Raw genomic sequence first — 12,871 nt, 5'->3', positions numbered from 1 at the left:
GGTCCGATCCGTCAATGTCGACGGCGTACACCAACCGGTGACCCGTTGAGGGACGAAGGAGCAGAGATGGACGAGGCCGATGTCGTGTGGATGCAGGAAGGGCACTGCCGCTACTACCCGCCCGCTGCCTTCTTCCCCAGCGACGGTGTAGGCGTCACCCAGGCCCGCCAGATCTGCGGCGAGTGCCCCGTCCGCGAGCAGTGCCTCGAGTACGCCCTCGAGAACCGCATCGAGCACGGCGTCTGGGGCGGGTGCTCCGAGCGTGAGCGCCGCCGGATCCTCAAGCGCCGCCGCCAGGAGACCCTGGTCGCCAGCTGACCGTCCCGCCGATCTGATCCCCCCACACGACGAAGGGGCCCCTTGCGGGGCCCCTTCTTCGTGTTCCGGACAAGCCCCCAGCGGGCGCCAGATCTGTCCGGCGATGCTCAGCGGAGACAGGTGTGGCGGGCGGGGGGAGGGATCAGGAGAGCCGCTCGATGATCATGGCCATGCCCTGGCCGCCACCGACGCACATCGACTCGAGGCCGAAGGTCTTGTCGTCCTTGGTGAGGCCGTTGATCAGCGTGCCCATGATGCGGGCGCCGGTCATGCCGAAGGGGTGGCCGACGGCGATGGCACCGCCGTTGACGTTGAGCTTGTCCCAGCTGATGCCGAGGTGCTTGGCCGACGGGATCACCTGGGCGGCGAACGCCTCGTTGATCTCGACCAGGTCGATGTCGTCGATGGTCATGTTGGCCCGCGAGAGCGCCTTGCGGCACGCCTCGATGGGACCGAGGCCCATGATCTCGGGGTCGAGCCCGGTGACGGCCGACGACACGATGCGGGCGAGCGGGGTGAGGCCCAGCTCCTTGGCCTTGGTGTCGCTCATGACCACGACGGCAGCGGCACCGTCGTTGAGCGGGCAGGCGTTCCCGGCGGTGACGGTGCCGTCGGGGCGGAAGGCGGGCTTCAGGCCGGCGAGGCCCTCGGCGGTGGTGCCGGCGCGGATGCCGTCGTCGCGGGTGACGGTGACCTCGTTGCCCTCGTCGTCGGTGGTGACGACCGGGGTGATCTCGTTCTCCCAGAAGCCGTTCTCGAGCGAGGCGGTGGCCCGCTGCTGCGAGAGGGCGGCGAACTCGTCCTGCTCCTGGCGGGAGACCTTCTCCAGGTTGGCGACGTTCTCGGCCGTCTGGCCCATGGAGATGTAGACGTCGGGGAGGCTGCCCTCGATGGGGGCCCACTCGGTCTGGGCGTTGGCGGTGCGCTCGGCGGTGCGGGCCTCGGCGGCCGCGTACAGCGGGTTGTGCGGGCCACCGTCGGCCATGCCGTGCAGGAAGCGGCTCACGGTCTCGACGCCGGCCGCGACGAACACGTCGCCGTCACCGGACTTGATGGCGTGGGCGGCCATGCGGATGCTCATCAGCGACGACGAGCAGTAGCGGTTGATGGTCACGCCCGGCACGTTGGCCATGCCGGCCTGGATGGCGACGATGCGGGCCAGGTTGTAGCCGGACTCACCGGCGGGCTGGCCGCAGCCGAGGATGAGGTCCTCGACCAGGTTGCGGTCGAGCTCGGGCACCTTGTTGAGGGCGGTGTCGACGATGAACGACGTGAGGTCGTCGGGGCGCTCGTTCTTGAGCGAGCCCTTCATGGCCCGTCCGATCGGAGTGCGGGCGACGGAAACGATGACGGCTTCGGGCATGTGAGCTCCTTGTGAGATCCCCTGGGAGACCAACTTGTCTAGCCAAAGGCCCCACCGGCGCCCGAATCCGGCAGCCCTACGCGCCCAGCCACTCCATCCACTTCCCGTGGGGGTGCTGGTCAGCCAGCCGGGTGATGGTGCGGTCACCTCGCCGCCACTCGATGCGGACCAGGGCCGTGGCGCGCCCGTCGGGGCCGCCGTCGGGGCGGGGCGGGACCGGGATGCCCGGCACCCGTTCGGGCTGCTCCGAGAACACCATGGCCAGGTCCCGTCGGGAGCCGATCAGGTCGAGGATGGCGATCAGCTCCTGCTGGCGGTCGATCGGCAGGTAGGTGAGCACCCACGTGGAGACCACCACCGGGAGGGCGTGGGACGGGACCCGCTCCACGTACGACCGCAGCTCGGTGACCGCGTCCGCGGCCCGCACCGGCGGCGGATCCTCGTAGGCCAGGGCGATGGCCGCCCGCAGCCGGGCCAGGCGCGCCTGCTCCTCGGGCCACTGGCACGCCACGAGCCAGCGGGCGTCGAGGGGCTCGGTGACGTCGAGGGGGTGGACGTCGAGCCCCACCGCATCGTCGATGGGCAGCGACGCCTCCGGCAGCGGCGGGACGAGATCGCCGCGCAGCTCGCAGTCGAGCATGAGCTTCGAGCTGGAGCCGACCGACGTGAGCACCTGCTCGGGCTCGCCGCCCGTGGCCGCCCGCCGGTACCGGTAGCCGTAGTTGCCCGGATGGAGGTTGAGCCCCGCCGACGAGCCGATCTCGATGAGGCTCAGCGGCCGGAGGGCACCCAGCCCGCTCGAGCCCGAGACCAGCGCCTGGTAGAGGCCGGGGAACAGCGTGGCGCTGCGGCCCACCTCGTTGGTCTGGGTGCTGCGGGTGCGCAGCAGGTGCTCGACCTCGGGGTGGTGCAGGGCCATGGCACGGAAGTGCGGCCACGGGTCGTCCTCGCCCCGACCGACCGGGCGGCTGCGGGCGTCGGTCGACGGGTTGCGGCCTGAGACCGACGGGTACCAGTCGGCCAGCGGCTCCAGCGCACCGGCCAGCAGCACGTCGTGCACCGCGGCCAGCAGCAGGTTGGGGGTGCGCTGGTTGGGCGCGGCGAGGAGCAGGCGCGCACAGACGTCGGGGTCGCCGGCCGCGCCCGTGCACAGGCGCCGGTAGAGCGGGAGCCGGGTCACCACCTGGTCGGCGAAGACCTGGAACCGCTCGGCGATCTCGGCCAGGTCCTGGGGATGGGTGGCGGCATGGGGGGTGCTCACCCCCGACAGCCTTCCAGCCCCGGTCCCTCCAGCCCGGGATTCACCTCCCGGGCCGGAGCGGCTCAGGAAGCGCCGTAGACGGGCGTCGGAGCCGGCGCCTCGGCCAGCAGCTCGGTGACCGCGGCCCCGACCGCGATCGGCTCCCAGCGGGCGCCGTGGTCGATGACCCGGCCGTGGTGCCAGCCGTCGGCCACCGAGACCTTGCCGCCCTCGACCTCGAAGACGCGGCCGGTGACCCCGGCGGCGTCGGCCGAGCCGAGCCACGTCACGAGCGGGGCGACGTTGTCGGCCGCCATCTCGTCGAACGCATCGGGGTCGTCGGGGGCCGCCATGGTGGTGGCGAAGACCTGCTCGGTCATGCGGGTGCGCGCCGCGGGGGCGATGGCGTTGGCGGTGATGCCGTAGCGGCCGAGCTCGGCGGCCTGGACGAGGGTGAGCGAGATGATCCCGCCCTTGGCGGCCGAGTACGCGGCCTGGCCGATCGAGCCCATGAGCCCCGCGCCCGAGGTGGTGTTGATGATGCGGGCATCCACCGTGCTGCCCGCCTTGACCTGGTCGCGCCAGTAGGCGGCGGCGTGGCGGGCGGTGGTGAAGTGGCCCTTGAGGTGGACCTGCATCGTGAGGTCCCACTCGTCCTCGGTGGCGTTGGCGAACATGCGGTCGCGCACCACGCCGGCGTTGTTGACCACGACGTGGAGGTCGCCGAACGCGTCGATGGCGGCCTTCACCAGGTTGGCGCCGCCCTCCCAGGTGGAGATGTCGTCGCCGTTGGCCACGGCCTCGCCGCCCATGGCGCGGATCTCCTCGACCACCTCGCCGGCGGGACCGGTGGAGCCGCCGCTGCCATCGAGCTCGGCTCCGATGTCGTTCACCACCACCTTGGCGCCCTGGCGGGCGAACTCGAGCGCGTGGCCGCGGCCGATGCCGCGCCCCGCACCCGTGATGACCACAACTCGACCGTCGCAGAGGAAACCCATGGATCGCACCCGTTCGTTCTGATGTTTCTGACGGGTCGTCAGGTTACTGTCAACGCATGACCGGCATGGACTTGGGCGTCACGATCTTCCTCACCGACCAGAGCATCGACCCGATCGAGCTCGCCCGGGAGGTCGAGGAGCGGGGCTTCTCGTCGATCTGGCTCCCGGAGCACACGCACATCCCCACCAGCCGCCGGACCCCCGCACCGATGGGCGAGCCGCTCGACGAGGAGTACCGCCGCTGCCTCGACCCGTTCGTGACCATGGGCATGATGACGGCGGTCACCGAGCGGGTGCGGATGGGCACGGGCATCAGCCTGCTCGCCGAGCGCGACCCCATCGTGACCGCCAAGGAGATCGCCACGCTCGACCACGTCTCCGACGGCCGCATCACGCTGGGCATCGGCTACGGCTGGAACATCGAGGAGCTCGAGAACCACGGCGGGTCCAAGAAGACGCGGCGCGCCGTGGTGCGCGAGCGGGTGCTCGCCATGCAGGAGCTGTGGGGCGAGGAGGCCGCCGCCTTCCACGGCGAGCACGTGCACATGGACGAGGCCTGGGCCTGGCCCAAGCCGAAGCAGCAGGTGCGCGGGCGGTCGGGCGTCCCCGTCCTGGTGGGCGGCGCCGCCGGACCCATCCTGTTCGAGCACATCGCCGAGTTCGGCGACGGCTGGATCCCGATCGGCGGGGCGGGCGTGGCGGCGGCCATGGCCGACCTGCACGCCGCCGGCGAGAAGGTCGGGCGCGACCCGAGCGAGTTCACGGTGGTCCCCTTCGGCACCCTCCCCGACCAGGGCAAGCTCGACCACTACCAGAGCCTGGGCATCACCGAGACGGTGCTGCGCCTCCCGTCGGCGCCCCGCGACGACGTGCTGAAGGTCCTCGACTCGTACGCACCCTTCGTCGGGGGCTGATCAGCTCCTCGGCCGCGGGACGGCGCGGGCGCCCGCGCCCGACCCCGCCACCACCTCGTGCACCTCGTCCGGCACGGCCACGAGGGTCAGCGTCCGATCGCCCGACGGCACGGCCTTGCTGCGAGACGCGAGCCGCTCACCGGTCGCGGCGGTTCCCGTCGCCGATGCCTGCCCGACGGTGAGGTCGACGCCAGAGGCCGACGCCAGCCCGAGGTACCAGTGGCCGGCGAGGAGCGCGCTGACCGCCATCGTCCCCGCCTCCTCCGCGCGGCTGCACCGCCGGATGCCGTCCACCAGGAGGCACACGGCCGGATCGCCGGGCTCGCCCCAGAGCTCCACCACGCCGGCCCCCAGGTCGTCCGAGGCGAGCCGGTGCGAGCCGGCGAGCTGGGCATCGAGCGAGTCCCGCAGCTCGTCGATGTCGTCGTCGCGCACCCACCGGAGCCCGATCGCCACCGCGGCGAGGTCCTCCTCGGTGCCGCGTCCCTCGGCCACCTCGATCGTCACGTCGGCGCGCCCCGGACCGATGATCAGCGCCCGGTCGTACGACGCCGAATGGGAGCGGACCGACGGGGCGTCGCGCTCCTCATCCGAGGCGTTGGCCAGCCGCGCCTGGAGGTGCGCCACGCTCGGCTCCTGCAGCGGGCTCGCGGCGGTGGCCGCGTTGGTGGTGGTGCGGATGCGCAGCTCCTGCACGGAGCCCGCCTTCGACCCGGGCTCGGGCTCTCGGTAGGTGAGCTCGGTGATCGACGCGGGCGTCCTCTCCGGCCCGGCCTCGCCGAGGTCGATCACCTCGCCGCCGGCAGGGGGATCGAAGCCCTGCACGGGATCGGCGGAGCGCCGGGTGAGGGAGTCGAGCAGCTGCACCAGGTCTGCGTCGGCCAGGCCGACCGACTGCGCCGACAGCGTCGCCCCGCCCTCCTCCCAGACCACCGTGGTGCCGGTGGGCCCGAGGCCTGGGGCCGGCTCGATCCATGCCGGCTGGCCTCGCACCACCGTCTGCGCCCCGACGCCGACCACCAGCCTGGGATCCGCGCTGACCAGCACCTTCACGCCTTCGGTACGGGTACCGAACAGCTGGGTGCGGTCGCTGGTCGACGGAGGCTGGATCCAGCGCTCGACGGCGGCCAGGTGCAGCCCCAGGGGCGACAGCGCGGAGGGCGCCGCCACCTCCGGCAGCTCGACCCCACCGTCGAAGGGCACCGTGGTGGTGACGCTCGGGGTCACGGTCACCGGCTGCGGATCGTCGCTCGAGCGGCGGGTGACGACGACGGCTCCCACGACCAGCAGCACCACCGCCGCGCCGACCAGCAGCCGCTTGTCTCGCCGGGACGGCGGGCGGCGCCCGGAGCCCGGCGCCCGGAGGGGGACACCGTCGAGCCGCGGGCGGCTGGGGTCGAAGGGCCGATCATCCACCACGAGGTCGCGCACGTGCGCCGCGCACGCCACCCGGATCCGATCGGCGAGGACGCCGTCGCTGAGGTCGGTCGGTGGGCTCATCGCTCCAGCTCCTCGCGGAGGTCGGCGAGCGCTCGGCGAACCCGGCTGCGGACCGTGCCCGCCGAGCAGCCGAGCACCTCCGCGATCTGCTCGTGGCCGAGGTCCTCGTAGAACCGCAGGACCAAGACGGTCGCCCGCTCGGGCGGCAGCCGGCCCAGGGCCTCCCAGGTCTCATCGGGCTCCTCCATGTCCGGGTGGCGCACCGGCGGGAGCAGGGCGAGGCGGGCGCGCTCCATGTCGTCTCGGCCCCGCGCGGTGATCGCCAGGCGGACCACGACCGTGCGCAGGAAGCCGGCCGGGTTGTGCACCTCGCCGAAGTGGTCGTGCAGGCGCAGGAACGCCTCTTGGACGAGCTCCTCGGCGACGGGCTGCGACCGGAGGAGGACGCGGGCGAGCCGGAGCAGGCCGGGCCGCTCCTCGCGGTAGATCGCGTCGAAGTCCATCGGGGACGGGACCGTCCCGAGCATGACCAGCTCGGGGAGCGGTTCCGCGTGGTCCCGCTTCACCGCCGTACGACCAGCGAGGGCACGAGAACGTGCCCGACTCGCCCGAGCCATGCCCGAGGGTAGGTCGCAGCGAGCGGGCGGCGCTGGTGAACAGCAGCCGAACGACGGGTTCACACAGCGTTGACACGCTTGTGACAGACGGAGGGGGTGGCGCGTCGGCGCGGTGTCTAGAGTCCCGTGCCGACGGAACGCCGGATGGGGCCTCGCGATGCGATGCCCGGTCCCCTTCGTCGCCCAAGTTCCCCGTGCCCGCGCGAGCGGGCCGACGCCTTTCCAGGAGACCACGTGAGTCGCACCTCGTCCCGCAGCCTCAAGCTGCTCAGCCTGGCCCTCGTGGCCGCCCTCACCCTCGTGGCCGCCGGCTGCGGTGGTGACGACGACGCCTCGTCGTCCACCACCACCGCCGCCAAGGGCGGGTCCGGCGACCCGGTCAAGGCGGCGTGGGTCCTCGTGGGCCCGGCCAACGACGGTGGCTGGTCGCAGGCGCACAACGAAGGCCGGCTCTACGTCGAGAAGCAGCTCGGCGACAAGGTGATCACCACCTACAAGGAGAACGTGCCCGAAGGCCCCGAGGCCAAGCAGGTCATGGAAGACCTGGTCAAGGACGGCAACAAGATCATCTTCGCCACCTCCTTCGGCTACGGCGACGCCCTCGCCGAGCTGGCCAAGGAGCACCCGGACGTGAAGTTCGAGCACGCGACGGGTGCCGCCACCGCCGACAACCTGGCCACCTACTACGGCGGTTCCGAGGACACGATCTACCTCACCGGCATCGCCGCCGGGAAGGCCATCCCGCAGGGCGGCAAGGTGGGCTTCGTGGCCCCCTTCGCCATCCCCGAGGTGATCCGCCACATCAACGCCTTCGAGCTGGGCGTGCAGTCGGTCAACCCCGACGCCACCACGCAGGTGGTCTGGACCAACACCTGGTTCGACCCCGAGACGGAGCGCAAGGCCGCCGACAGCCTCATCTCCGATGGCGTCGAGGCCATCGCCTCCGGCCAGGACAGCCCCGCCTCCGGTGAGGCCGCCAAGGCCAAGGGCCTCCCGTTCGTGGGCTACGACTCCGACCAGAGCAAGAACCTGTCCCCGTCGTGGCTCACCGCCTCGATCTACCACTGGGGCCCCTACTACACGAAGCGGATCCAGGCCGTCGCCGACGGCACCTGGAAGACCGGCTCCTACTACGGCGGCATCGATGACGGCTTCGTGAGCCTCGCTCCCTTCGGCCCCAACGTCGCCGACGAGACCAAGGCCCTCATCAAGAAGCAGAGCGCCGCCATCGCCGACGGTTCGTTCGAGGTCTTCGGCGGCCCGATCAAGGACCAGGCCGGCAAGGTGACCATCCCCAAGGGCTCGACGGCTTCGCTGCCGGACCTGCTGTCGATGGACTGGTTCGTCCTCGGCGTGGTGGGCGACCCCACCCCCTCCTGAGCCAGCACGTGCCCGAGTCGGCACCGATCGTTGCGAGTGCCGGGGGACCTCCCCCGGCACTCGCCGCGCACGGGATCACCAAGCGGTTCCCCGGCGGCGTCGTGGCCAACGAGGCCGTCGACCTCGAGGTCCTGCCCGGTGAGATCCACGCGCTCCTCGGTGAGAACGGCGCGGGCAAGTCCACGCTCTCCAACTGCTTCACCGGCCTCTACCGCCCCGACGAGGGCACCATCGCCCGCCACGGCACCGAGGTGGAGCTGCACTCCCCGCGCGATGCCATCGAGGCCGGCGTCGGCATGGTCCACCAGCACTTCCGGCTGGTCGACACGTTCACCGTCGCCGAGAACATCGTCCTGGGAGAGCACGGCCGCATCCGCCGGTCCGCCGCCGAGGCCCGCGTCCGGGAGCTGGGCGAGCGCTACGGGCTCGAGGTCGACCCCGCCGCCCGCATCTGGCAGCTCTCGGTCGGCCAGCAGCAGCGCGTCGAGATCATCAAGGCCCTCTCGCGGGAGGCCGACCTGCTGATCCTCGACGAGCCCACCGCGGTCCTCACGCCGCAGGAGGCCGAGTCGCTGTTCGAGGTGCTGCGCCGCATGGCCGCCGAGGGCCGCTCGGTGATCTTCATCTCCCACAAGCTCGACGAGGTCCGCGCCGTGGCCGACCGGGTCACCGTCCTGCGCGACGGCCGCTCCGAGGGCACCCACCTCGTCGCCGGCACCGACAGCCGGAGCCTCGCTCGGCTCATGGTCGGCCGCGACATCCTCCTCGGCCGCGCGCCTGTGGCGCGGGCCGTCACCAGCGCCCCGAGCTCCGAGGTGGTGCTCGAGGTCGACGACGTGCGCGCCGCAGGTGACCGGGGCGACGCCGCGCTCGACGGCATCAGTCTCCAGGTGCGAGCCCACGAGATCCTCGGGGTCTGCGGCGTCTCGGGCAACGGGCAGAAGGAGCTGGCCGAGGTGATCGCCGGCATGCGCACCCTCGAAGGCGGCTCGATCACCATCGCCGGCACCCCGCTCACCGCCGCCGATCCCCGCAAGGCCCACGCCGCGGGGCTCGCCCACATCCCCGAGGACCGCATGCACACCGGTCTGTCGCCCTCGCTGCCCATCGAGGAGAACCTGGCGCTCACCTCGTACCGCCGGCCGCCCATCAGCACCGGGCCGTTCCTGCGCCGCAAGGTCATCCGGGCCCGCGCCACCGACCTCATGGAGCGCTACGACGTCCGGGCCCCCGGGCCCGCCACGCCCACGCGCGTCCTGTCGGGCGGCAACGTCCAGAAGGTGCTGCTGGCACGGGAGCTCTCCTCGAACCCCAAGGTGCTCGTGGCGGCGTCACCCACCCGGGGCCTCGACGTCGGCGCCATCGAGACCGTGCGCGACCTGCTGGGCGCGGCCGCAGACGGCGGCGCTGGGGTGCTGCTGCTGAGCGAGGACCTCGACGAGATCCTCAGCCTCTCCGACCGGATCGCCGTGATCTACGAGGGCCGCATCCTGGCCGTCGTCGACCGCGCCGATGCCGACGTCGAGGAGCTCGGCCTCCTCATGGGCGGCGACGCGTCCCACCTCGCTGGAGGCGCGGCCTGATGCGCCTCGAACGACGGGTCGACAACCCGCGCTGGCTCAGCGTCGCCGTGCCGCTCGGGTCGGTGCTGGCCGCCCTGGTGGCCGGCGCCGTCCTGCTCGCACTCACCGGCCACGACGCCCTCGACACGTACCAGCGCATCCTGGAGCGCGGCTTCACCTCGCAGGGCGCCTTCACCGCCACGCTCACCGCGGCCACGCCCCTGCTGTTCACCGGCCTGTGCGCGGCGGTGGCCTTCCGCATGCGCATCTTCAACATCGGCGGCGAGGGCCAGCTCATCATGGGTGCCATCGGCGCCTCCGGAGCCGGCCTGGCGCTCGGCGGAGGGCCGCTGTTCATCACCGTGATCGGCATGGTCGTCGCCGGCGCGCTGTGCGGGGCTGCGTGGGCCGGGATCGCCGCCGCCCTCCGGGCCTGGGCCAACACCAACGAGATCATCACCACGCTGATGCTCAACTACATCGCCGCCAACATCGCCACCTACCTGGTGTTCGGCTCCAAGAGCTACTGGCGCAAGCTCGACGGCACCGGGAAGATGTTCCCGCAGGGCAAGCCGCTGGCCGCCGGGGCCCACTGGCCGAGCGTCGACTTCGGCAACTTCACCGTGGGCTTCGGGTTCTTCCTCGGCACCGTCATCGCCTTCACCCTGTACGTCGTGTTCCGCAGCACCCGGTTCGGGTTCCAGGTCAAGGTGATCGGCGACGAGCCCCGCGCCGCCCGCTACGCCGGCATGCGCACCAAGCGCACGATCTTCTTCCTCCTGGCCCTGTCGGGCGCCATCGCCGGCATCGGCGGGGCTGCCGACGTGGGCGACACCCGCTACATCCTCGATCCCAAGGCGCTGTCGCAGGCCGGGTACGGCTACGCCGGCATCGTGGTGGCCGCCCTGGCCCGCCTCAACCCGATCGCCGTCGTCTTCGTCGCCGTCTTGATGGGCGGGCTGGCCAATGCCGGCCGGGCGCTCCAGGGCCCCGACTTCCCCGCCGGCCTGGTGGGCACGCTCCAGGGCCTGCTCCTCCTGTTCACCCTCGCCGGTGAGCTGTTCGTCCGCTACCGGATCCGCCGCACCTCCTCCACCCCCGCCGCAGCCGCGCCGACGGCCGACCAGCCCGAGCCCATCGGGGCCGGCGCATGATCGCCCTCACCACGCTCCTCGGGGCCATCGTGCAGGTGCCGGGCGGGTCGGTCCAGTCGATCGCCACCGGCGGCGGCGTCAACGACAACCTGTTCGTGGTCATCGCCGTGTCGGCCATCTTCTACGGCACCCCCCTGCTGCTCGCCGCCCTGGGCGAGATGCTCACCGAGCGCTCCGGCATCCTCAACCTCGGCGTCGAGGGCGAGATGCTCATGGGCGCGGTCGCAGCGGCGTGGACCGCGATCCACGCCAGCGGGCCCGGCTGGCTCGTGGTCCTCCAGGCGCTCCTCGCCGCCATGGTGGCGGGCGGGCTCGCCGCGCTGCTCCACGCCGTGCTGGTGATCACGTTCCGGGTCGAGCAGATCGTGTCGGGCCTGGCCATCACCATCCTCGCCGGCGCCGCGGGCCTCTCGTCGTACCTCGCCAGCACCTGGGACCTGGCGTCGGGGCCGGTGCCGCACCGCCTCGAGCTGCTCGACGTGGGCGGCCTCGGGAGCACCCCCATCGTGGGACCCCTGCTGTTCAGCCAGAACGTCCTCACCTACTTCTCCTGGGCCCTGGTCGTGTTCCTGTGGTGGTACCTGTTCCGGTCCCGCGCCGGGCTCCACCTGCGGGCCGTCGGCGAGTCGCCCGCCACCGCCGACGCCATGGGCATCAACGTCAACCGGTACCGCTACGTCCACACGGTCGTCGGGGGCACCCTGGCCGGGCTCGGCGGCGCCTTCTTCCCGCTGGCCATCATCCCGCTGTGGTCCGATGGCGTGACCGGCGGCCGCGGCTGGATCGCGCTGGCCCTGGTGATCTTCGGCTTCTGGCGGCCCGACCTGATCCTGGTGGGCGCCTACCTGTTCGGCGCCTTCTCGAGCCTCGGGCTCACGCTCCAGGCCCGCAACGTGCAGGTGTCGCCGCAGCTGCTCGACTCGCTGCCGTACCTGATGACCATCGTCGTGCTGGTGTTCGTGTCCACCGGCTGGGCCCGCCGCCGTCTCGGGGCCCCCGCCGCGCTCGGCACGGCCTACGAACGAGAAGAGCGCTGAGCCCATCGGCCATGCTGGCCTGGTGGCGCAGATGCACCGGGTGACCGAGCCGACCGACCCGCTGCTCGCCGACTTCACCGCCCTCAACGACCCCGCCCGGCGCCGCCGCGTCGAGCGCGACGGCGGCTACTTCGTGGTCGAGGGCGTGCTGGCCATCGAGCGGCTGCTCGCGCTGCCGCAGTGGCAGGTCCGCAGCCTGGCGCTCCTGCCGAAGGTGGCCGACCGGCTGGCCGACCAGCTCGACGCGCTCGACGCCCCGGTGGCGGTGGCCGACGAGGCCGTGCTGCGCGAGGTCGTCGGGTTCGACATCCACCGGGGCGCGCTGGCCTCTGTCGAGCGCCGCCCCTTCCCGTCGCTGAGCGAGCTCGTCAACACCGGCTCGCCCCAGCTCCTCGTCGTGGCCGAGGGCGTGAACGACCACGAGAACCTGGGGGCGCTGTACCGCAACGCCGCCGCGTTCGGCGTGGCCGCCGTCCTCCTCGACGACGGGTGCGCCGACCCCTTCTACCGGCGCTCGGTCCGGGTGTCGCTCGGCAACGTGCTCGCCGTCCCCACCGGGCGCTCCCGCCGGCTGGCCGACCTGCACGAGCAGGGCGTGACCACGGTGGCGCTCACGCCGAGGGGCGACCGCCGCCTCGCCGATCTCGGCGCCGACGTGCTGGGACCCGGCCCGCTCGCCGTGGTGGTCGGCGCCGAGGGCCCCGGCCTCTCCGACGAGACGATCGCCGCGGCCCACCACCGGGTGGCGATCCCGATGGCGACCGGCGTCGACTCGCTCAACGTGGCCACAGCGGCCGCGGTGGCGCTGCACCACCTGGCGACGGTGGCTGCCCGCTGAACCTCGGACC

The 12,871-nt window shown here is 72.4% G+C and carries 12 protein-coding genes; 7 read left to right on the top strand and 5 right to left on the bottom strand.

Annotated elements, in window-relative coordinates:
- Positions 1 to 66 precede the first annotated feature (66 nt).
- Positions 67 to 318, top strand: coding sequence for a WhiB family transcriptional regulator (locus ACPPVX_RS17810; RefSeq protein WP_426571918.1), 252 nt, complete (start codon positions 67 to 69; stop codon positions 316 to 318).
- Between the two features lie 142 nt (positions 319 to 460).
- Here ACPPVX_RS17810 and ACPPVX_RS17805 read toward each other — a convergent pair whose 3' ends face one another.
- From ACPPVX_RS17805 to ACPPVX_RS17795, 3 genes are all read right to left on the bottom strand, one after another.
- A complete protein-coding gene (locus tag ACPPVX_RS17805; protein WP_426571917.1) occupies positions 461 to 1,681 on the bottom strand; it encodes an acetyl-CoA C-acetyltransferase in 1,221 nt (406 codons plus the stop codon).
- 76 nt (positions 1,682 to 1,757) lie between these two features.
- Positions 1,758 to 2,942, bottom strand: a complete 1,185-nt coding sequence (locus ACPPVX_RS17800; RefSeq protein WP_426571916.1) for a DUF2332 domain-containing protein — start codon at positions 2,940 to 2,942, stop codon at positions 1,758 to 1,760.
- A 62-nt stretch (positions 2,943 to 3,004) separates the two neighbouring features.
- Positions 3,005 to 3,919 carry an SDR family oxidoreductase gene (locus tag ACPPVX_RS17795; protein WP_426571915.1) on the bottom strand — a complete coding sequence of 305 codons (915 nt, stop codon included), beginning with the start codon at positions 3,917 to 3,919 and terminating at the stop codon, positions 3,005 to 3,007.
- A gap of 65 nt (positions 3,920 to 3,984) precedes the next feature.
- On the opposite strand from ACPPVX_RS17795, the gene ACPPVX_RS17790 reads away from it, so the two are divergent.
- Positions 3,985 to 4,833, top strand: coding sequence for a TIGR03619 family F420-dependent LLM class oxidoreductase (locus tag ACPPVX_RS17790; protein WP_426575052.1), 849 nt, complete (start codon positions 3,985 to 3,987; stop codon positions 4,831 to 4,833).
- Here ACPPVX_RS17790 and ACPPVX_RS17785 read toward each other — a convergent pair whose 3' ends face one another.
- Both ACPPVX_RS17785 and ACPPVX_RS17780 read right to left on the bottom strand, forming a co-directional pair.
- Positions 4,834 to 6,333 (bottom strand): hypothetical protein, encoded by a 1,500-nt coding sequence (locus ACPPVX_RS17785; RefSeq protein ID WP_426571914.1) that lies wholly within the window; start codon positions 6,331 to 6,333, stop codon positions 4,834 to 4,836.
- Complete coding sequence (locus ACPPVX_RS17780) at positions 6,330 to 6,776, bottom strand: RNA polymerase sigma factor (RefSeq protein ID WP_426571913.1); 447 nt, start codon at positions 6,774 to 6,776, stop codon at positions 6,330 to 6,332. The genes ACPPVX_RS17785 and ACPPVX_RS17780 overlap by 4 nt, the downstream gene beginning before the upstream one ends.
- 348 nt (positions 6,777 to 7,124) lie before the next feature.
- Between ACPPVX_RS17780 and ACPPVX_RS17775 the strand changes: the two genes are divergently transcribed.
- The 5 genes from ACPPVX_RS17775 to ACPPVX_RS17755 are packed head-to-tail and all read left to right on the top strand — an operon-like array spanning position 7,125 to position 12,861.
- Entirely contained in the window at positions 7,125 to 8,270 is a 1,146-nt protein-coding gene (locus ACPPVX_RS17775) for a BMP family ABC transporter substrate-binding protein (RefSeq protein WP_426571912.1), read from the top strand.
- Between the two features lie 8 nt (positions 8,271 to 8,278).
- On the top strand, positions 8,279 to 9,853 hold the full coding sequence (locus ACPPVX_RS17770; protein WP_426571911.1) for an ABC transporter ATP-binding protein: 1,575 nt from the start codon (positions 8,279 to 8,281) through the stop codon (positions 9,851 to 9,853).
- Positions 9,853 to 10,986, top strand: coding sequence for an ABC transporter permease (locus ACPPVX_RS17765; protein WP_426571910.1), 1,134 nt, complete (start codon positions 9,853 to 9,855; stop codon positions 10,984 to 10,986). The genes ACPPVX_RS17770 and ACPPVX_RS17765 overlap by 1 nt, the downstream gene beginning before the upstream one ends.
- Positions 10,983 to 12,023, top strand: coding sequence for an ABC transporter permease (locus ACPPVX_RS17760; protein ID WP_426571909.1), 1,041 nt, complete (start codon positions 10,983 to 10,985; stop codon positions 12,021 to 12,023). The genes ACPPVX_RS17765 and ACPPVX_RS17760 overlap by 4 nt, the downstream gene beginning before the upstream one ends.
- A gap of 31 nt (positions 12,024 to 12,054) precedes the next feature.
- Positions 12,055 to 12,861, top strand: a complete 807-nt coding sequence (locus ACPPVX_RS17755) for a TrmH family RNA methyltransferase (RefSeq protein ID WP_426575051.1) — start codon at positions 12,055 to 12,057, stop codon at positions 12,859 to 12,861.
- Positions 12,862 to 12,871 lie beyond the last annotated feature (10 nt).

The sequence above is a fragment of the Aquihabitans sp. McL0605 genome (genome assembly GCF_049993875.1).
Classification (GTDB): Bacteria; Actinomycetota; Acidimicrobiia; order Acidimicrobiales; family Iamiaceae; genus Aquihabitans.
The sequence above is the reverse complement of the archived record's forward strand: the minus strand, read 5'-3'. Positions and strand labels throughout refer to the sequence as shown.

Bases quoted from the DNA above. Each gene is read 5' to 3' on its own strand.
- ACPPVX_RS17780 (WP_426571913.1), bottom strand. From the start codon at position 6,776: ATGGACTTCGACGCGATCTACCGCGAGGAGCGGCCCGGCCTGCTCCGG.
- ACPPVX_RS17790 (WP_426575052.1), top strand. From the start codon at position 3,985: ATGGACTTGGGCGTCACGATCTTCCTCACCGACCAGAGCATCGACCCG.
- ACPPVX_RS17755 (WP_426575051.1), top strand. From the start codon at position 12,055: ATGCACCGGGTGACCGAGCCGACCGACCCGCTGCTCGCCGACTTCACC.
- ACPPVX_RS17760 (WP_426571909.1), top strand. From the start codon at position 10,983: ATGATCGCCCTCACCACGCTCCTCGGGGCCATCGTGCAGGTGCCGGGC.
- ACPPVX_RS17810 (WP_426571918.1), top strand. From the start codon at position 67: ATGGACGAGGCCGATGTCGTGTGGATGCAGGAAGGGCACTGCCGCTAC.
- ACPPVX_RS17805 (WP_426571917.1), bottom strand. From the start codon at position 1,681: ATGCCCGAAGCCGTCATCGTTTCCGTCGCCCGCACTCCGATCGGACGG.
- ACPPVX_RS17795 (WP_426571915.1), bottom strand. From the start codon at position 3,919: ATGGGTTTCCTCTGCGACGGTCGAGTTGTGGTCATCACGGGTGCGGGG.
- ACPPVX_RS17785 (WP_426571914.1), bottom strand. From the start codon at position 6,333: ATGAGCCCACCGACCGACCTCAGCGACGGCGTCCTCGCCGATCGGATC.
- ACPPVX_RS17765 (WP_426571910.1), top strand. From the start codon at position 9,853: ATGCGCCTCGAACGACGGGTCGACAACCCGCGCTGGCTCAGCGTCGCC.